Origin of the sequence: Paraglaciecola algarum (assembly GCF_021532655.1) — a bacterium.
In the GTDB taxonomy this organism is placed as follows: domain Bacteria; phylum Pseudomonadota; class Gammaproteobacteria; order Enterobacterales; family Alteromonadaceae; genus Paraglaciecola; species Paraglaciecola algarum.
The window spans coordinates 289,211-308,283 of record NZ_JAKGAS010000007.1 but is presented as its reverse complement, the minus strand read 5'-3'; the positions used below and the strand labels follow the sequence as shown (position 1 = coordinate 308,283).

Genomic DNA, 19,073 nt, shown 5'->3' with positions numbered 1-19,073 from the left:
AACTCAGAAGTGAAACGCATTAGCGGCGATGGTAGTTTGGGGTTTCCCCATGCGAGAGTAGCACACTGCCAGACTCCCAATTAGAAGAAGGGCTATCCAAACGGGTAGCCCTTTTTTGCTATCTGGTGTTTAAATACTTCAAGGTAGGAGTGTGCACATCCCTGATGAAGCTCACCCAAATAAGACATCCTTGTCATATTAAAAATATTGCAGTCATATTATTATCGATATTTAATCAGGCTTAAACACACCAATTACATTTTCACTGCTGCGGGTGGCTTTGGTGACCTGTTTGTCGGTTTGTGATTCGTGGTAGTCACACTTAACACATTCAATTTTTTCTACGTTGTTTTCAAAAAACAACATTATAGTGTCGAGGGATTTACATTGTGGGCATGTAGCGCCGGCTACAAAGCGTTTTTTCGTCTTCTTAGTCATTCTTTTGGTAACTACTCTAATATTAGGGATTTTTTCGAGAGTGCATCTTGGTATGATACCCGCAATTAATTTTTAGTGTTATCTCTTCTTCTATGAAAGCGGTTGAATAAGCTGTGATTTAAGCCTTGAAGAGTGGTTAAACAGGTTTTCATGATCCAATTTTCTGATGTTTCTCTTATGCGCGGCAGTAAAATGTTGCTGCAGAACGCCAATGCGGTAGTTTACCCTGGCCACAAGGCCGGACTAATTGGCGCCAACGGCTGTGGTAAGTCGAGTTTATTTGCTTTGATTAAAGGTGAGTTACAAACCGAACATGGCGACTTTAATATTCCTAAGAACTGGAAGATAGTTTCAGTAGCCCAAGAAACTCCCGCGGTAGAGCGTTCTGCGTTAGATTACGTGATTGACGGCGATACCGAGTATCGTCAATTACAGGAAAAACTGTTAGTAGCTGAAAAGTCACACAATGGTGAGCAGATAGCTCATATTCATAGCCTGCTAGAACAGGTGGGTGCTTACGATGTTGACGCTCGTGCTGCCACAATTCTAGCTGGATTAGGTTTCGCTAATGATGCCATGCAAAATCCAGTGACTGCATTTTCAGGTGGTTGGCGAATGCGTTTAAATTTGGCTCAAGCTTTGCTGTGCCATTCTGATTTATTGTTGTTGGATGAACCTACCAACCACTTAGATCTAGATGCGGTGATTTGGCTAGAAAAATGGCTACAAAGATACACTGGCACCTTGTTATTAATTTCTCACGATAAGTCTTTCTTAGATAGCACAGTGAATGAAATTATTAGTGTTGAACAGCAACAGCTGGTTAGTTACACAGGTAACTATGATGCCTATGAAAAACAACGAGCAGAACGTCTACGCTTGCAAAGTCTACAATATGACAAACAGCAAGATCAAATTGCTCATTTAGAGTCGTTTATCAGACGATTTGGGGCTAAGGCCAGCAAAGCTAAACAAGCGCAAAGTCGAGTTAAACAATTAGCTAGAATGGAAACCCTGCTGCCAGTGATGGCAGCTTCAGAATTCTCGTTTGAGTTTTTTACACCGCCTAAGCTGCCTAATCCATTAATTAAAATGGAGCAGGTAAAAGTAGGTTATGACAGCACCATTATTTTAGAAAAGTTACACCTAAACTTAGTACCAGGTAGCCGAATAGGTTTGTTAGGAAAAAATGGCGCGGGTAAGTCGACACTTATCAAGTTGTTAGCCGGTGAAAAATTACCTATGGAAGGCATATACGAAACTTCGTCAGGATTAAAAATTGGCTATTTTGCTCAGCATCAATTAGAGTTTTTACGAGGTGACGATTCTGCATTGGCCCATATGCAACGCCTAGATAAAAAAGCTACGGAGCAAAGTTTACGAGACTATTTAGGTGGCTTTGGCTTTAGAGGAGACAATGCACTGAGTAAAGTTTCACCTATGTCTGGTGGCGAAAAGGCCCGGCTAGTATTGGCTATCACCGTTTATCAGAAACCTAACTTATTGTTATTAGATGAACCAACCAACCATTTAGATCTTGATATGCGCAATGCACTTAATATGGCATTACAAGGCTTTGAAGGCGCAATGGTGTTGGTGTCGCACGACAGGTACTTATTAACCTCAGTGTGTGATGATTTTTACTTAGTAGATAGTGGACAAGTACAGGCATTTAATGGCGATTTGGATGATTACAAAGATTGGATCCTGAAAAGTAATAAAGCTGAAAGTAACAAGATAGCAGGAAGTAACGAGAATCCCGCCAGAAGTGAAAAGTTAGAACCTAAAGTTGATCGTAAAAATATTAAACGCCTAGAAGCTGAATTTAGGCAAGGCACTCAAGGGTTGCGTAAAACCATCACTAAATTTGAAAAAGTCATGGAGAATTGTCAGTCCAAATTGGCCAAGCTCGAGGAGCAACTCAGTGATACGGATTTATACAATGCTGAAAACAAGGCCAAATTAAAAGATGTACTTGCGGCACAAGCAGAACAAAAGTCGACATTAGAAGATGCCGAAATGGAATGGCTAGATGCTCAAGAGCAGCTAGAAATTAAACAACAAGAATTCGATGCCCAATTAGGGTAATTGCCTTAGCTACGAAATACGGATTAACTATGCTTCAGGCGATTCAGGGTTACCATAAAGACGAAGAAAACCACTGGGTGGCCGAACTCGTTTGCGGTCATAACCAACACGTTCGTCATGATCCGCCCTGGCAAAACCGACCTTGGGTTATCACGCCAGAAGGACGAGAGTTAATGTTAGGCCATCAATTGAACTGTAAAAAGTGTGGCCGCGCTGCACCTAGAGATACATAAAAACAAAGCATTGTGTGAATGTCAGCTTTTTTATTTATAGTCAGGTATGTCATCTGCTAATTTCTGAGCGAGCGGTAAAGATATTGACACAGAACTAAGAGTATTTTTGTTACTTAAGTCGAATGCTTGGGGCCCTTTATTTTTCTTGAAAAAGCCTTTGTCCCTCAGTTTGAATACGCGTGTCACAGTTGGCAATATACTATTTTCTGTAAGCCATAATAAACCTGCAGTGACAGCTGCACTTCCTGTAACAGGGCCTCCAGCAGCTAATCCAATACCTAAAAATCCTATTCCTAAAGCTGCTTTTGTAATTCCTGCATTCTGTTGGTCGTTTTCGAAATGTTTTGATAGTGCTTTAGAATGTTGTTTTGACACTTCTTCAACTAGCTTCGCATTTGCTTGTCCTATAAAAAATTGCTCCATGACGTTTTGATATTGTTTTTGTTCTTTTGCTATATCACTAAATGGATGAACTAACTCTTTCCACAATTCAGGACGATCAAAGCGTAGCTTTTGGGGAATTTGTATAGAAGGTATGTCTAATAGTTCTGATTCAGTTGGCTGACCTAATTGAATTAAGTCAGCGAATGCTTTGCTATAACGAGTCTCAACTAAGATCTTTCGATTGGCAAATTGAGCGCTTAAACACACTGCAAAGTTGTAATGATAAGCTTCGCAAGCTAAGCCCATTAATTCTCTAATCTTGTCTTTTCCGTTTACTCCATGACCTAATATCTTAATGCAAGCTTGTTCCCAACGAGTGCGTGTAGCCTCTTTATCGGATTTATTTAATTGAGTATATAAATCGAATACTCGCTGAAAATCGTCATTGTTAGCTGCGCACATAGATAAACTTTCAACACTCAGCCCTCGACTGCGACAGAGAATGTTGTCAAATCCATGACTAATATGTTTGGTTGGCCAAGGTAAGAAGTTTTCAATTTTTTGTAATCCAGGTTCCCACTGTTTTAGCATGGCACGCAACGTTGGCCATTCTGAGCTATGTAACAAAGTTCGAAAACTCTCCACTCCTTGAGCAGACATTTTCTCTGCTAGATCGAGTAATGAGCCACTACGAGACATTATTTTGACAAAGTCTGCCTCAATTAGTGCTTTTAATGGCGAAGAAGTTGGGTCAAGAAGAGCCTGCCGAGCTACTGGGTGGTTCAACAAGTATCCATCATTGATGATTACCTTTTCACCTAATAGCGCTTTTCTAATCAACATTTGATTAAATTGCTGTGTTCCCATGTCCATTTCCCATGGGTAACGTTGAACTACATCATCTACAGTGCCTAAATATGTGAATGTCTGAGTCACAGTGAGTTTTTTTTTAATGAGCAGATATTAATACAATAAACTATAAATTTTTCTGCGGTATTTAGATTTTAATGGGTCGCCATCTGGTAAGGCGTTGATCATATCCAAGGCAAACTTTTTGGCTTCGCCAAAGTTTAGGTCTTTTAATAATACTGACATGATCAGCTCTAACGCTTCCTCAGTTTGATTCGCCTGATGTAACTGCACCGCTAATTCAGTTTTGATTTCTAACGAATCTGGATTTTGTTCTAACTTAGCTTGTAGTGCTTTTATTTCGGGGGATTCTGCCGCTTGTTCAGCTAACTCTATTTTGCCTAAAATACTTTTATACAAAGCATCTTGGTCTACTAGCCCTATAGTTTCTAATAAAGCTTTAGCAGGGTTAATTTGGCCCAATTCCACTTGGCTATCTGCTAATAATAATTTGATGTCCGCTCTTTCAGGCGCGAGTTCGTGAGCATCTTTTAATAAAGGATAAGCTTGTTGATAATCGCCTGCAGTAACTAACTCTGCAGCTTGTTGGTATAAACCGTCTTCAGGCTTGGGTAAGTGTTTCTCTAGCAAAGTGATTATTTGTTCTTCGGTTTGCGGCCCCGCAAATCCGTCTAGAGGTTGGCCGTCTTTGACTAAAATGACTGTTGGTAAACCTTGCACGCCGAATTGTTGAGTGATCTCTTGCTGCTGCTGAGCGTCTACGCGCGCATGAACTAGATTGTCTGAATATTTGCTAGCAATAGTGGCTAACATCGGAGCAAGTGCATCACTTGGCTCGAAACCTTGGGCCCAAAATTCAACCAGCACAACTTTAGTTGCTGAATCTTGCAATATAACTTGCTGAAAGTTTTCTGGGGTAATGTTAACTATGTTGCTCATCATGGGATCCATTATCTAATGCTTGCCTTTGTTTTATGCATGATGGATGGGGACAAAAACTAGAAACTCAAGTGAGCTGGACTCAATCTAACTTAAAACTCTATTGTGCTTTTTAGACATTCTCTTAGGTTTATTCTATGTTAGCAGGATGAAATACATGATTAAGAGTCGTAATCCATGAGAACCGAAGCTGCTAAAAATTACAATTCATTTGCCGAGTTTTATCCATTCTATTTGGCAGAGCACGCTAATTTAGTTTGTCGGCGTTTGCATTTTATTGGATCAACCTTGGTGCTATTGATAATTGCCTATGTGCTATTCAGCCAAAACTTTGTATTTTTGTGGCTAGCACCCATAGCAGGTTATGGTTTTGCTTGGGTAGGGCATTTCTTTTTTGAACACAATAAACCGGCTACTTTTAAGCATCCTTTATATAGTTTTATTGGAGACTGGGTGATGTATAAAGATATTTTGAATAGCAAATTACCTATATAGATTATTCCCAATCAAATCTATCTGTTACTCAATTGTTATCTGTTTGCTACATAATGAGTAATTTCTAGGTAAATTTAGCGGATTATTCCTTTGTCAATACGCTTTGGCTAAAAAAAGTACAAAATTGTTTCTTTTATGGGCTTTTCAAGCCTGAAAAAAAACCGTAAACTTGCGCCCCTTTTTAACACTTCGGACATTTTTTGCACGATTTTAAATATAGGTAATTATGCAAATTGGTCCTTATGCGTTAGAAAATAATTTGATACTGGCTCCTATGGCAGGAGTAACAGATCGACCCTTTAGGCAATTATGCAAGCGCTTAGGTGCTGGGTTGGTGGTATCAGAGATGCTGTCTTCAAATCCTAGAGTATGGAACTCAGACAAGTCTAAACAACGAATGGATCACCAAGGTGAAGATGGCGTACGCGCAGTGCAAATTGCGGGTGCCGACCCTGAATTAATGGCTAAAGCGGCTCAGTTCAATGTGAACAACGGCGCACAGATTGTAGACATTAATATGGGCTGTCCGGCAAAAAAGGTAAATAAAAAGTTAGCAGGCTCTGCTTTGCTACAAGACCCTCAACTGGTTGAAAAAATCATTCGGGCGGTGGTAGCAGCAGTGGATGTGCCAGTGACTTTAAAAATACGCACAGGTTGGGATGTTGAAAACCGCAATGGTGTGCAAATAGCCAAAATTGCACAAGATAATGGAATTCAATCATTAGCGGTGCATGGTCGCACTCGAGCCTGTATGTACAAAGGCAATGCAGAATACGACACCATTAAGGCCATTAAGCAGGCTGTGTCGATACCTGTTGTTGCCAACGGTGACATTACTTGTGCCCATAAAGCCAAGCAAGTTTTGGAATACACCAAAGCAGATGCATTGATGATAGGTCGTGGAGCTCAAGGACATCCTTGGATATTTCGCGAAATACAACATTATCTGCAAACAGGTCAAATATTGGCTGCACCTAAGATTGACGAAGTGAGTAGCATTTTGCTGGAACACGTCGCCAATGTTCACCAGTTTTATGGTGACTATTTAGGATGTAGAATTGCCCGAAAACATGTGGGTTGGTATTTGGCCGAACAAGACCAGCAAAGACTGTTTCGTGCGAAGTTTAATGCTATTGAGGATGCTCAAGAGCAACTAGACACGTTGAACATGTATTTTGATAAATTGGTAGATGAACCAGCGGTATCGCTAAGTTCACCTACTGCGTAATGATGACTAACTAAAGAGCAAGATTTAATGTTCGAACAAAATGTAACTTCTCCTTTTACCACTACGGTAACGACTCCTTCGCAAACTCAAGCGCAGAAGCCTCTTCGCGATTCAGTTAAACAAGCGGTAAATAAATATTTAAAGCAACTTGATAACACAAACATCGAAAACTTATATGAGTTAGTGATGGCTGAAGTTGAAGCTCCAATGCTAGAAGAAATCATGACTTTTACTCGCGGCAATCAAACTCGTGCCTCGATCATGTTGGGTATCAACCGTGGTACTTTACGTAAAAAATTAAAACAGTACGGCATGAACTAAACCATACTGACTATAAAAAGAGCACCTGATGGTGCTTTTTTTGTTTTTATCCACCATGACCATTTAGTCAAGAATGGTCAGGTGAGTTATATTCAACTACGTTTTTTGCCTTTAATAGTGGAACAAGCATGCAAAACCAATCTCCTGCAAAACCAATACGTCGCGCTTTGTTAAGTGTATCTGATAAAACCGGACTCTTAGAATTCGCCCAATTTTTAGCGAGTCAAGGTGTCGAGCTGCTTTCTACTGGTGGTACTGCAAAATTACTTAGCGATAATGGTTTAACCGTTATCGAAGCATCTGAACATACAGGTCATCCAGAAATCATGGACGGCAGAGTGAAAACCTTACACCCAAAAATTCATGGTGGAATTTTGGCCCGTCGTGGCCAAGATGAAGCTGTCATGACAGAAAACAACATTCTTCCTATCGATTTGGTCGTAGTGAATTTATACCCATTTGCTGCCACTGTAGCAAAAGAAGATTGCAGCCTTGAAGATGCAATCGAAAACATCGATATCGGCGGCCCAACTATGGTGCGTGCTGCGGCTAAAAACAATAATGACGTGACTATTGTGGTCAATGCCAAAGATTACGGCCGTGTCATGGTTGAGATGCAAGCTAACGAAAATTCAGTTACCAAAGCGACACGTTTTGATTTGGCTATTGCAGCCTTTGAACATACAGCTGAATACGACGGTATGATTGCGAACTACTTTGGTTCAATGATTGAGTCAGTTGAGTGTGAAGACGATTGTGGTCACGAGCACAGTGCATTCCCTCGCACATACAATATGCAATTAACTAAAAAGCAAGACTTACGATATGGTGAAAATAGTCACCAAACAGCTGCTTTTTATGTTGAAAACCAGATCCAAGAGGCATCTGTGGCTACTGCTACTCAGTTGCAAGGTAAGGCATTATCTTTCAACAACATTGCTGATACTGACGCGGCACTTGAATGTGTGAAAGAGTTCGATGAGCCAGCATGCGTCATCGTTAAACATGCCAACCCATGTGGTGTAGCTTTAGGCGACGATATTCTTGCTGCTTACAACCGTGCTTACAAAACAGACCCAACTTCAGCTTTTGGGGGCATCATCGCCTTTAACCGCGAACTAGATGCTGCTACTGCTCAAGCCATTGTTGACCGTCAGTTTGTTGAAGTGATCATTGCTCCTACAGTAAGTGACGAAGCCGTGGCTGTTGTTGCCACTAAGAAAAACGTACGTTTATTGGCTTGTGGCGATTGGCAAGGTCAATTAACCGAAGGTTACGACTTTAAACGTGTTAATGGCGGTTTGTTGGTTCAAGATCGTGATTTTGGCATGGTAGAACAAGACGAGTTGCAAGTGGTGACTAAAGTGAAACCAACTGAACAACAACTTAAAGATTTAATGTTTACCTGGAAAGTGGCTAAATATGTTAAGTCTAATGCTATTGTTTATTGTAACGACGGCATGACAATTGGTGTAGGCGCAGGCCAAATGAGTCGTGTTTATTCAGCTAAAATTGCTGGTATAAAAGCCGCTGATGAAGGTTTGCAGGTTGAAGGTTCGGTTATGGCCTCTGATGCATTCTTCCCATTCCGTGATGGTATTGATGCAGCGGCAGCAGCTGGTATTAGTGCAATCATTCAACCTGGCGGTTCAATGCGAGATCAAGAAGTGATTGATGCAGCTGACGAAGCAGGCATTGCTATGGTATTCACTGGTATGCGTCACTTTAAACACTAATTGTTAGTGTGAGCCTAGTTACAAATAGCTAGATTAAAAACGGGCTTTTAAAAAGCCCGTTTTATTTCCAGTCGGCTTTATTTCCAGCTACAATTATTGACAATTTTTTAACTGTATAAAGAGAATCGTATGTTTAAGTGCACACTAAGATCAGTTTTAGCAATCTCCACCCTTACTTTTACTTTATTAAGCTCTTCAGTTGTCTTGGCTGATGCAATCAGTGATGCGGTGAGTAACGCTGATCGCCCCGCTGACCACAGATTACGTGATGAATATCGCAACCCTCAACAGACACTGCGTTTTTTCGATATTCAGCCAACTATGGCTGTTGCAGAAATAGCACCAGGTGGTGGTTGGTATAGCCATATTCTAGGACCATTGTTAAAAGATAATGGTCAGTATTATGCGGCTCATTTTTTCATTGATGAAGATGCACGCAGTTACTATAAAAAATCTTTGGCAGGCTTTAAGGAGAAAGTCGCCAACACTGCTTCGTTAAAAAACACTAAGATTACAGCCTTTCATCAAACTAAAGCCCAAGACTTTGCTCCTGCTGGCTCGCTGGATCGAGTATTAACTTTTAGAAACGTGCACAACTGGTACATGCAGGGCGGTAATGAAGGACTAGACGGCGCTTTTACTAGCTTTTTTAATGCCTTGAAAAAAGGCGGTGTGTTAGGCGTAGTTGAACACAAGTTACCTGAAAATGTCGCTGACGAAATGCAGAAAAAATCGGGTTACATGAAACAATCAGTAGTGGTAGCTGCCGCTGAGAAAGCCGGCTTCAAACTGGTAGCTGAAAGTGCGGTAAATCTAAACCCTCTTGATAGTGCTGACCATGAAAGAGGTGTATGGACTTTACCTCCTTCACTGCGTTTAGGTGAAAAAGATCGCGCTAAATATTTGGCCATAGGTGAAAGCTCACGTATGACCCTAAAATTTGTAAAACCTTAAAAAGAAAGAATAGAAACATATGAAAGTATTGATTATTGGTGGTGGTGGTCGCGAACATGCACTGGCATGGAAAGCGGCCCAATCGGAAAAAGTATCTGAAGTATATTTGGCTCCAGGTAATGCTGGAACAGCTTTAGAAGATAAGTTAATTAATGTGAATGTAGGCGCTGAAGATGTGCCAGCGCTGGTTAATTTTGCCGAAACAACCAAAATTGATTTAACCATAGTGGGTCCAGAAGTGCCGTTAGTATTGGGTGTGGTAGACGCATTCGAAGCTAAGGGTATGAAAATTTTTGGGCCTTCACAAGCAGCTGCTCAGCTTGAAGGTTCAAAAGCCTTTACTAAAGACTTTTTAGAGCGCCACTCAATTCCTACTGGTGATTACCAAAACTTTACTGAAATCGATCCTGCTATTGCCTATGTGCAAGAAAAAGGTGCGCCAATTGTTATTAAAGCTGACGGTTTAGCCGCTGGTAAAGGTGTAATCGTTGCTATGACATTGGCAGAAGCAGAAGATGCGATTCGCGATATGTTAGCGGGTAATGCTTTTGGTGAAGCTGGTAGCCGCGTTGTCATTGAAGAGTTTCTAGATGGCGAAGAGGCTAGCTTTATCGTCATGGTAGACGGCAAAAATGTTTTACCTTTTGCAACTAGCCAAGATCATAAACGTGCTTACAACAATGACCAAGGCCCAAATACTGGCGGTATGGGAGCCTACTCACCGGCTCCAGTAGTAACAGCTGACATCCATAAACGTATTATGGAAGAAGTGATTTACCCAACTGTTAACGGTATGGCTAGCGAAGATAACACTTACGTTGGTTTCTTATACGCTGGTTTAATGATTATGGCTGACGGCACACCTAAAGTGATTGAATACAATTGCCGATTTGGTGATCCAGAAACACAACCTATTATGTTACGTTTACAATCAGACTTAGTGGAATTAGTAGAAGCTGCACTGGATGGTAACTTAGATAAAATTCAAGCTGAGTTTGATTCTCGTGCGTCTGTAGGTGTAGTGCTATCTGCTGGTGGCTATCCAGGGAACTATAACAAAGGTGATGTAATTTCTGGTTTAGAGCTAGGTAATAACGAAGCTAAAGTATTCCACGCGGGCACTAAAGAAATTAACGGTAAAGTCACCACTAATGGCGGGCGAGTGTTATGTGCTACTGCATTAGGTAACTCTGTTACCGAAGCACAGAAAAATGCTTATGAGTTGGTTAAAACAATCAGTTGGAAAGGCATGTTCCATCGTGATGATATTGCTTATAGAGCAATTGCACGAGAAGCTGAGAAGTAATAAACGTTTGTTCAATCACCTGCGTCCAAGCAGGTGATTGAGCTCTTTTTAAGTTCACTGCGTTCACCAAAAGCCAAGCATTCGCTTCGCGAACTAAGATTATTCACTACGTTCACCGCAATCCATTGCGTTTTTGATACAACATCCCTGTTGCACCAGTTACTTTTAAAAAGACTCAAAAGTAACCAAAAGGTCATTTGCTCCAGCCAATTTTTTATCCATATTAAAAATAGACTTTAAAAGTCAGAACGGCGAAAGGTAACATCCATGTAAAGCAGTTCGCCTTGTCTAGACGTCTATGTCTGGACATCTGACAAGCCTATTTTAAATACGGAAAATTGGAGTCGCGAGTAAATTAAAAGCATGGCTTTGCCACTAAATGCATCTAGATATAAAGTGGTGGAACCAATACATAGTTAAATTGTGATTCTCTTTAGGTAGCTCCTGCGCGCTAGTTACTTTTAGATTCAATACGGGGAGGCGATATAGTGTTAGAATCTTTGGTAGTTAATATTGATTAGGTTGGGTTATGAAGTTTATTGTTTTAGCGGTTGTGGTTGCTTTAGTGGCTTTTTATTTTATGAGAAGTGTGACGAATAAAAAGTTAGCAGCTGAAAATGTGGCTTTAGGTAATGATTTTCTAGTCACCAATAAGGCCAATGAAGGTGTGGTTGAAACCGCTTCGGGTTTGCAATATCAGGTCTTGACTAACGGTGATGGGAACGGCCATCCTAGTGCCAGCTCTACAGTTAAAGTGCATTATCATGGCTTGTTAATTGATGGCACTGTATTTGATAGCTCCGTTGATCGAGGTGAGCCGATAAGTTTTGCACTTAATCAAGTAATTAAAGGTTGGACAGAAGGCGTACAGTTGATGAGAGCTGGCGACAAATTTAAGTTTTTCATTCCCTCTGAATTAGGTTACGGAACTGGTGCTGTCGGTAGTATCCCACCAGGATCTTTACTTATTTTTGAAGTTGAATTGTTAGAGATTCAATAGATTTCGCCAGACTTTAGGTTAATCAATGCATTTTTTTAGCAGAACCTTCAATTAGTAAATTGAAGGTTCTAAACAAATCAGCCGATTTTTATATTAATCTGAAACCTTTTTCGTTTCTAACTCAGCAATTCTTTGTTCTAAAGCGACTAATTTTTCTCTGGTGCGGATTAGCACTTGGTTTTGAATATCAAATTCTTCGCGACTGACAAAATCAAGGCGGTTTAATTGAGATTGTAAAACCTGCTTAACTTTAGATTCAGCCCCTTCCGCAAAGTTTTTCACCTCTGGTGGGATTGCATCTGTGATCTGTTTTGCGATTTCTTCCAGTTTCTTTGGGTCTAACATGATTAATTACTCAGTTTATTTAGTTGGCTTGAAAGGTATTATTTCTTACAATCGTCGACCTTTTATTACAGGTTGTTAAATTTAGCATGAAACTGAATCCAGGTCAGAACGAAGCTGTAAATTTTATTTCTGGACCTTGTCTAGTTTTAGCTGGTGCGGGTAGCGGAAAAACTCGTGTTATCACCAACAAGATTGCGCACTTAGTGCGTAATTGTGACATGCCTGCTCGCTATATCGCGGCTGTTACCTTTACTAACAAAGCTGCCCGCGAAATGAAAGAGCGTGTAGGGCAAACTTTAGGTAAAAAAGAGGCTAGGGGATTAAAAGTTTCGACTTTTCATACCTTGGGTTTAAATATTATTAAATCTGAAGTAAAAGCCCTTGGGATCAAGCCAGGTTTTTCATTATTTGATGACAAAGACAGCATGTCGCTCTTGAAAGATTTGACCGAAGTTGAATTAGATGGTGATAAAGAGCTATTAAGTGTATTGCAAAGCCGCATTTCAAATTGGAAAAATGACCTAATTTTACCAGAGCACTTAAAAGGCCAATCCTTAAGTGCATCTGATGCTGAGTTCGCTGAATTCTATCAGCGTTACCATAATCATTTACGCGCTTATAACGCCTTAGATTTCGATGATTTAATTTGTTTACCTACTCTACTTTTGAAAGCGAATGAAGCGGTTAGGCAAAAGTGGCAAACCAGAATTCGTTATTTGCTGGTGGATGAATATCAAGATACCAATACCAGTCAATATGAATTAGTACGATTATTAGTGGGTGAACGTGCGAGATTCACAGTAGTAGGTGATGACGACCAATCTATTTATTCGTGGCGTGGAGCTAGACCGCAAAACTTAGTCTTGTTACAAAAAGATTTTCCTCGTTTAAAAGTGATTAAGCTTGAACAAAACTATCGTTCGTCAGAGCGTATTCTGCATTGTGCCAATATTTTGATCCAAAATAATCCACATGTATTTGAAAAACGTCTTTTTTCTGAATTAGGTTATGGTGATCCGCTGCAAGTTATCGTGGCTAAAAATGAAGAACACGAAGCTGAACGAGTAGTGGCTGAGTTGATGGCGCATAAATTTATGCAAGGCACTAGCTTTAAAGATTATGCGATTTTGTATCGCGGTAATTTCCAATCTCGGGTGTTTGAAAAAGTCTTAATGAGTAACCGTATTCCCTATAAAATAAGTGGCGGCATGTCGTTTTTTGGCCGTACTGAAGTTAAAGACATCATGGCTTATTTACGTTTATTAGTGAATCAAGATGACGATAATGCCTTGTTAAGAGTGATTAACACACCTTCTAGAGGTATTGGCCGGGTTAGTTTAGAGAAGCTCGGAAATTTGGCTAATCAAAATCAAACCACCATGTTTGAAGCGGCATTTGATCCTCACTTGCAGGATGTCTTGAGCGGCAAAGCGCTAGTGTCAGTTGAGCAGTTTAGTCGCTGGATCGTTGAGCTTTCTGATCGCGCTGTACGTGGTGATGGCATTGCCACTATTCGCGAAATGATTAAAGCCATGGGCTATGAAGAATGGTTATACGAAACCAGTACTAGCCCCAAGGCTGCAGAAATGGCTATGGCCAATATTAGTACTTTATTTGGCTGGATAAGTGATATGCTGGAGGGCAACGAGCTCGACCCTCCCATGACCTTACAAGAGGTTGTTAATCGCTTAATCTTGCGTGACATGATGGAAAGGGGCGAAGACGAAGATGAAGCAGACCAAGTGCAACTCATGACTTTACATGCCTCCAAAGGTTTAGAGTTTCCTTATGTGTTTATGGTGGGTATGGAAGAAGGTCTATTACCCCACCAAAGCAGTATCGACGAAGACAACATAGACGAAGAAAGACGTTTGGCTTATGTGGGGATCACTCGGGCTCAAAAAACCTTATTTATGACCTTAGCCAAAGAAAGACGCCAGTACGGTGAAGTAATTAATCCCGAGCCAAGTCGATTTATAGATGAGTTACCTCAGGATGATTTAGTTCGACAACATCAAAAAAGTAAAATATCTGCAGAAGATAGACAGAAAAAGTCCCAGATGGGTATTGCTAACTTACGGAATATGATGAATAAATCTTAATTAGAATGAGCTAAGTGGTTAAGCACTTTTAACGTTATTTGAATCTGAGTTAAAATCTATTTTTTTTGCTTTTTGTAAAAACTTACCTTGGCCATATTCACAACCCGCTTCTACTAACGCGGTATATTGTTCTTCGGTTGTTATCCCCTCTGCTATCAACTTAAACCTTAAATGGCTTGAGATGGATAACACAGATTGGATCAGTTTTAAATTTCGTTCTGAACGCGGCAGCGTTTTTACAAAGTGATGGTCAACTTTTACATAATCAAAAGGATAGGAATATAAATAACTTAGCGAAGCTAATCCGCTACCAAAATTATCTAAAACTAAAGTAATACCGGCTCTTTTTAGTGTTTTTATGGCAGGTAAAATAAATTGAGAGCGCCTGTTTAGGGTATTTTCGTCAAACTCAATTACCAGTTTTTTAGGATCCACACCAGCTTCTAACAAGTATTCAATAAGTTGTTTGGCCAACGAGGTTTGAGTTAAATGATGAATCGATAAGTTTATCGCTACACGTTTTTGTTTGTCAGCTGAACTACCATTTTGCCAGTTAGTCAAAATTTCACAGGCTTTGGTTAACAAATATTTGTCCATTTCGACGGTTAAACCGCATTGTTCAGCAACTTGCCAATATTGTTCCCGCTTAACTTTTCCGATATTTAAATGCTGCCAACGAATGTAACACTCTTCATAAAGTGGCTGTTCTGTTTTTAAATCTAATACTGGCTGAGAGTAGTTTTCGAATGCACCTGCTTGCAGTACGCGTCTAAACTCGTTTTCAATTTCTAATTCAATTAGCAGTTTTTCGCGCATGGTTTTGTCAAAAATAATATATCGACCACGACCAAGTGCTTTTGCTTGGTACATAGCTGCATCTGCATCACGTAACACTTCATCGGCTTTTTGATAGCCGTTTTCAAGGTAGGTAATTCCAATACTGGCACCCGAATACATGTCTTTATTTTCAATATTAAAGGGCTGTGCTATTGAGCTAATGATACGGGCTGATATTTCTTCGATATCCGTAGGTGATTCAAAGTTGTCAAATAACACTACAAATTCATCACCACCCAATCGCGCTAAAAGATCATGGGCTCGAATGCAGGAATTAATCCTATTAGCGACTTCTTTTAAAAATGAATCGCCGGCTAAATGGCCTAATGAATCATTTATTTGTTTGAATCTGTCTAGGTCAATAAAGATAACTGCAAAATTATTTGATGCATAACGCCCTTTATTGGCAAGGGCTAATTCAAGTCGACTATTAAACAACACCCGGTTGGCCAATCCGGTTAATGCGTCGTGTTGGGCGTCATATTCTAATTGACGTTGCGCCAATTTCCGTTCTTCAATTTGATCTTGTAAAGAACGGTTGGTGGCATGTAATTCTTCTGTTCGTTGCTTGACTTCATCTTCAAGACGTAAGTTATAAGCTTGCATAGCTTCTGCTGCTAGTTTGCGACTTAAAGCCACAGCTATATGGTGTGATACAAAACGTAAAAACTCTAAATCTTTGAGAGTGTATTGTTTGGATTGACCATAACTTTGCACAGCAATAACGCCTGAAATAATGCCATCTACAAATAGGGGGGCGCCTATCCAAGAGTTTGATTCATCACAAATAGCTTTGGCAACTTCTTCGGATATTTCCCCTGCTTCGTAAAGTGTCATAGCATTGGAAGGATCGATTAATTCGGCTCTTCCATGACGAATGATGTATTCAGTCATACCAGAGCCCATGGTACGAGGCTCTATTTGGCTAGTTACTTCATCTTTGTAATAGGGGAAGTCTAATTGTTTAGATTCTTCGTTTATAGTCGCTACATAACAGTTGGGGGCACCAATAAGCCTGGCAAGGATATCGTGAATACTGGCATAAAAACTACCAGGATCTTGGTCGGTAGAGGCTGATAATTCAGAAATTTCAAATAGAGCTTGTTGTAATGACTCTACTTTTTGCCGTTCACTAATTTCTTCTTGAAGTTCTTCGTTAATTTGTCGGAGTTGCTTGGTACGTTGTCGAATCGTTTTTTCGGTTACTTCGCGGTTTTTTACCCTATCAACACAGTTAACAATATGTTGAGAAACAAATAATAAAACTTCCAAATCTTCATGGGAATACCGTATTGATTCATCGTAACTTTGTACCGCAAGTGCGCCAATAACCTGAGAGCCCCGTTTAAGTGGTACGCCAATCCAATCAACGGGTGTTGCCCCTAAGTGTTGGACTGATAACTCAGCTAATTTTTGGGTATAAGTTTCTTGGGTCAGGAATAAGTGCTTTCCAGTGCGTAAAATATATCCGGTGATACTATTTTGAAGCTCCTCAGAAGTCCAATTAGGTATTGCACTTTCATCAAATTCATCTACAAAATAAGCGACATCTATGGCTTTAGTGTCTTCTTCATAAAACACCACAAAAAAGTTCTGAGCTGGGATAAAGTTAGCGATTATGTCTTGTATCGCGGGATAAAGGCTTGAGAGCTCATTAATAGAACTGGCTAATTCAGATATTTCAAATAAGGATTTTTGTATTGCTTCAGAGTGTTTATACTTTTTAGTGATCTGCTGCAGTTGGGGAACTAATTCTCTAAGTTCTTCTAGTGAAAGCTGATTAGTAATATTTTCTGAAGTCATAATGAAATAGTATTCGGTTATTTTTATTATTTTGACGAAAATTTGAACCACTAAAAATAAACTATTACAACAAAAAAGACCACAAGTAAGTGGCCTTTTTATTGGAATTGATATTTTTAGCTTACAAAGCTAAATTCCTTCAATCATATGTTCAATCGCAGCTTTTAGTTCGTCATCTGAACAGTCACCACAAGTTCCTTTAGGTGGCATACCACCTATACCATTGATAGCATTTTTCCAAACTTGGTCAAAGCCCTTTTCCAAACGAGGAGACCAGTCGCCGGCATTTTGTAATTTAGGTGCGCCTAACACGCCAACACTATGACAAGCGACGCAAGATTTATTATAGATGTCAGCTCCTGAACGAGGGCCACTTGACGCTGTTTCTTCTACAGCTCCTGCTACATGAACTTGTCCAACAGGCTGGATCCGTGACTTGATTTCATCATCGGTCATATCCTGCGTGTGAGCGCTGGTAGTAACGAGAATACCTAAACACATAAATAACAAGGCTTTAAATTTCACAAAATTCTCCAAATCAGTTTGCATTGAGCTTCGGTGGGGCTGTTTATCTTTTGTGTATTAATTTTGTTCAAATTAAACGCGTTGCCAAATAATACATCAAAGATAAGCAGTCCCTAAGCAGATTATAACCACTAATGCTTTATGAACAACAGTTTAGTGGCAGCATATTGTCATACGTTTGATTTTTGTACACTAACAGCATGCTTTTCTAAGGGCAATGATTGCTCAGATGATTGTCTTTGAGCAAATAACATAGCTCCGTATTCTGGGGATTCTCTTGCTGTAACAATATAAGGTTCGAACCTTGGATGTAAATGATTCAATATGTTAGGTGTTATGCCTCCAACAAATGTGATCTTACTCAGGTCAAGAGTGATGAACCTTTGCAAAACTGTATTGATAAATTCAGCCCCCTGATTGATCAAATCACAGGCTACTTTATCTCCAAGTTCAGCATGGTGGAAAACTATAGGGGCATATTTTGCAAATTCATACGCAGGTGCATTATTTAGACGGGTAGCGATATCAATTAACTTTTCATTTTCTAAAATATCTTGTGTCATAGAGGTCTTTGGACCAATTTTATCTATGTCTAACAGCACTGCTTTGACCATTTCTAGACCAAACCAAGCTCCACTGCAGTTTGCGTTAATTGGAAAACCATATCCTCCAACGGAAATTGTTTGGCCATTTAGTAAACCTAAGGCACTAAATCCAGTACCTAAAATAATAACTGCACCATTTTGACCTTTGTGTGCCCCTAATAATGCACATTGCACATCAGTAGTTAAGGCCAAGGAGCTAAAGGGGTGTTGCCAATTTGACATGCTTATTTGTAGTTTGGGTAAATGTAAACCCGCCAAACCAGCCCCAACTTGTAATTGCTGCAATGAACATTTAATACCTGCTGTTTGAATCGCATCTTTTACTGATTGAATAATCGAAGCTTGGGCCAATTCAACGCCATTTACCGGATTAGCTTGGCCGCCAAACCCCCGGCCTAATAGGTTTAAACTTTGGTCGTAGATACTGGCACGGCAATGAGTTCCTCCACCATCAATACCAACAAAGTATTGATTATCAAGTCGATGATCAGAATAAGGCTTGGTTTTAGACATTTGTTATTATTGGCTCTTTATTATTTTTATTTGATTATTAATCGATAACTCGTAGGTGCAAGGTTGATTGAACCAATTAGTCAATTTAGCAGATTTTAAACAATGTGTATTTATTTAAATTTTTCAATGGATTGGGTGGTTTAGAACAGGTGTATATAAAAGATTCACTCACGGTGTTTAAGTTGAAACAGTATTGAAATTCATGTTTATCTTACAAAACCAAAAAGGCCTGCAATTTCTTGCAGGCCTTTGGAATAATGGTGCCCAGACCCGGGATCGAACCAGGGACACGAGGATTTTCAATGTAAATCACACTTATAAATCATTGTTTTATATGTGATAAATAATTCT

General features: G+C 39.8%; 17 protein-coding genes and 1 rRNA gene. 11 read left to right on the top strand and 7 right to left on the bottom strand.

All coding sequences use genetic code 11. From position 1 onward, the window contains the following. A 5S ribosomal RNA gene (gene rrf / locus L0668_RS21005) occupies positions 1-74 on the top strand; the annotation flags it as partial. 157 nt (positions 75-231) lie between these two features. Here the strand turns inward: rrf and L0668_RS14345 are convergent. Beyond that, entirely contained in the window at positions 232-438 is a 207-nt protein-coding gene (locus L0668_RS14345; protein WP_235313390.1) for a YheV family putative zinc ribbon protein, read from the bottom strand. Positions 439-588: 150 nt separating this feature from the next. On the opposite strand from L0668_RS14345, the gene L0668_RS14340 reads away from it, so the two are divergent. Then, positions 589-2,526 carry an ATP-binding cassette domain-containing protein gene (locus tag L0668_RS14340; RefSeq protein ID WP_235313389.1) on the top strand — a complete coding sequence of 646 codons (1,938 nt, stop codon included), beginning with the start codon at positions 589-591 and terminating at the stop codon, positions 2,524-2,526. Positions 2,527-2,555: 29 nt separating this feature from the next. Continuing rightward, entirely contained in the window at positions 2,556-2,759 is a 204-nt protein-coding gene (locus tag L0668_RS14335) for a DUF3565 domain-containing protein (protein ID WP_235313388.1), read from the top strand. A gap of 30 nt (positions 2,760-2,789) precedes the next feature. On the opposite strand, the gene L0668_RS14330 is transcribed toward L0668_RS14335, so the two are convergent. After that, complete coding sequence (locus L0668_RS14330; protein ID WP_235313387.1) at positions 2,790-4,079, bottom strand: hypothetical protein; 1,290 nt, start codon at positions 4,077-4,079, stop codon at positions 2,790-2,792. A gap of 27 nt (positions 4,080-4,106) precedes the next feature. Further along, the gene (locus tag L0668_RS14325) at positions 4,107-4,952 is read right to left on the bottom strand and encodes a tetratricopeptide repeat protein (protein ID WP_235313386.1); all 846 of its coding nucleotides are present in this window, start codon (positions 4,950-4,952) and stop codon (positions 4,107-4,109) included. A gap of 177 nt (positions 4,953-5,129) precedes the next feature. On the opposite strand from L0668_RS14325, the gene L0668_RS14320 reads away from it, so the two are divergent. The 7 genes from L0668_RS14320 (at position 5,130) to bamJ (ending at position 11,992) form a co-directional block, all read left to right on the top strand. Then, complete coding sequence (locus L0668_RS14320; RefSeq protein ID WP_235313385.1) at positions 5,130-5,447, top strand: Mpo1-like protein; 318 nt, start codon at positions 5,130-5,132, stop codon at positions 5,445-5,447. A 226-nt stretch (positions 5,448-5,673) separates the two neighbouring features. Continuing rightward, positions 5,674-6,675 carry a tRNA dihydrouridine synthase DusB gene (gene dusB / locus L0668_RS14315; RefSeq protein ID WP_235313384.1) on the top strand — a complete coding sequence of 334 codons (1,002 nt, stop codon included), beginning with the start codon at positions 5,674-5,676 and terminating at the stop codon, positions 6,673-6,675. Between the two features lie 27 nt (positions 6,676-6,702). Next, positions 6,703-6,996: a DNA-binding transcriptional regulator Fis gene (gene fis / locus L0668_RS14310; protein WP_133469908.1), complete on the top strand. Its 294-nt coding sequence runs from the start codon at positions 6,703-6,705 to the stop codon at positions 6,994-6,996. 128 nt (positions 6,997-7,124) lie between these two features. Further along, positions 7,125-8,732 carry a bifunctional phosphoribosylaminoimidazolecarboxamide formyltransferase/IMP cyclohydrolase gene (gene purH, locus L0668_RS14305; protein WP_235313383.1) on the top strand — a complete coding sequence of 536 codons (1,608 nt, stop codon included), beginning with the start codon at positions 7,125-7,127 and terminating at the stop codon, positions 8,730-8,732. Between the two features lie 129 nt (positions 8,733-8,861). Beyond that, positions 8,862-9,686, top strand: coding sequence for a class I SAM-dependent methyltransferase (locus L0668_RS14300; protein WP_235313382.1), 825 nt, complete (start codon positions 8,862-8,864; stop codon positions 9,684-9,686). A gap of 19 nt (positions 9,687-9,705) precedes the next feature. After that, entirely contained in the window at positions 9,706-10,992 is a 1,287-nt protein-coding gene (gene purD, locus L0668_RS14295; protein ID WP_235313381.1) for a phosphoribosylamine--glycine ligase, read from the top strand. A gap of 529 nt (positions 10,993-11,521) precedes the next feature. After that, on the top strand, positions 11,522-11,992 hold the full coding sequence (bamJ, locus tag L0668_RS14290; protein ID WP_235313380.1) for a BamJ family beta-barrel-assembly machinery protein: 471 nt from the start codon (positions 11,522-11,524) through the stop codon (positions 11,990-11,992). 93 nt (positions 11,993-12,085) lie between these two features. On the opposite strand, the gene ubiK is transcribed toward bamJ, so the two are convergent. Then, on the bottom strand, positions 12,086-12,337 hold the full coding sequence (ubiK, locus tag L0668_RS14285; RefSeq protein WP_235313379.1) for a ubiquinone biosynthesis accessory factor UbiK: 252 nt from the start codon (positions 12,335-12,337) through the stop codon (positions 12,086-12,088). Positions 12,338-12,423: 86 nt separating this feature from the next. On the opposite strand from ubiK, the gene rep reads away from it, so the two are divergent. Next, positions 12,424-14,439, top strand: coding sequence for a DNA helicase Rep (gene rep / locus L0668_RS14280; RefSeq protein WP_235313378.1), 2,016 nt, complete (start codon positions 12,424-12,426; stop codon positions 14,437-14,439). A gap of 18 nt (positions 14,440-14,457) precedes the next feature. Here rep and L0668_RS14275 read toward each other — a convergent pair whose 3' ends face one another. From L0668_RS14275 to L0668_RS14265, 3 genes are all read right to left on the bottom strand, one after another. Continuing rightward, the gene (locus tag L0668_RS14275; protein WP_235313377.1) at positions 14,458-17,079 is read right to left on the bottom strand and encodes a sensor domain-containing phosphodiesterase; all 2,622 of its coding nucleotides are present in this window, start codon (positions 17,077-17,079) and stop codon (positions 14,458-14,460) included. A gap of 129 nt (positions 17,080-17,208) precedes the next feature. Next, positions 17,209-17,604, bottom strand: a complete 396-nt coding sequence (locus L0668_RS14270; RefSeq protein ID WP_370659904.1) for a c-type cytochrome — start codon at positions 17,602-17,604, stop codon at positions 17,209-17,211. Between the two features lie 170 nt (positions 17,605-17,774). Then, positions 17,775-18,722: a glucosamine kinase nucleotide-binding domain-containing protein gene (locus L0668_RS14265; protein WP_235313376.1), complete on the bottom strand. Its 948-nt coding sequence runs from the start codon at positions 18,720-18,722 to the stop codon at positions 17,775-17,777. Between the last annotated feature and the right edge of the window lie 351 nt (positions 18,723-19,073).

Bases quoted from the DNA above. Each gene is read 5' to 3' on its own strand.
- L0668_RS14345 (WP_235313390.1), bottom strand. From the start codon at position 438: ATGACTAAGAAGACGAAAAAACGCTTTGTAGCCGGCGCTACATGCCCA.
- L0668_RS14340 (WP_235313389.1), top strand. From the start codon at position 589: ATGATCCAATTTTCTGATGTTTCTCTTATGCGCGGCAGTAAAATGTTG.
- L0668_RS14335 (WP_235313388.1), top strand. From the start codon at position 2,556: ATGCTTCAGGCGATTCAGGGTTACCATAAAGACGAAGAAAACCACTGG.
- L0668_RS14325 (WP_235313386.1), bottom strand. From the start codon at position 4,952: ATGAGCAACATAGTTAACATTACCCCAGAAAACTTTCAGCAAGTTATA.
- L0668_RS14320 (WP_235313385.1), top strand. From the start codon at position 5,130: ATGAGAACCGAAGCTGCTAAAAATTACAATTCATTTGCCGAGTTTTAT.
- dusB (WP_235313384.1), top strand. From the start codon at position 5,674: ATGCAAATTGGTCCTTATGCGTTAGAAAATAATTTGATACTGGCTCCT.
- fis (WP_133469908.1), top strand. From the start codon at position 6,703: ATGTTCGAACAAAATGTAACTTCTCCTTTTACCACTACGGTAACGACT.
- purH (WP_235313383.1), top strand. From the start codon at position 7,125: ATGCAAAACCAATCTCCTGCAAAACCAATACGTCGCGCTTTGTTAAGT.
- L0668_RS14300 (WP_235313382.1), top strand. From the start codon at position 8,862: ATGTTTAAGTGCACACTAAGATCAGTTTTAGCAATCTCCACCCTTACT.
- purD (WP_235313381.1), top strand. From the start codon at position 9,706: ATGAAAGTATTGATTATTGGTGGTGGTGGTCGCGAACATGCACTGGCA.
- bamJ (WP_235313380.1), top strand. From the start codon at position 11,522: ATGAAGTTTATTGTTTTAGCGGTTGTGGTTGCTTTAGTGGCTTTTTAT.
- ubiK (WP_235313379.1), bottom strand. From the start codon at position 12,337: ATGTTAGACCCAAAGAAACTGGAAGAAATCGCAAAACAGATCACAGAT.
- rep (WP_235313378.1), top strand. From the start codon at position 12,424: ATGAAACTGAATCCAGGTCAGAACGAAGCTGTAAATTTTATTTCTGGA.
- L0668_RS14275 (WP_235313377.1), bottom strand. From the start codon at position 17,079: ATGACTTCAGAAAATATTACTAATCAGCTTTCACTAGAAGAACTTAGA.
- L0668_RS14265 (WP_235313376.1), bottom strand. From the start codon at position 18,722: ATGTCTAAAACCAAGCCTTATTCTGATCATCGACTTGATAATCAATAC.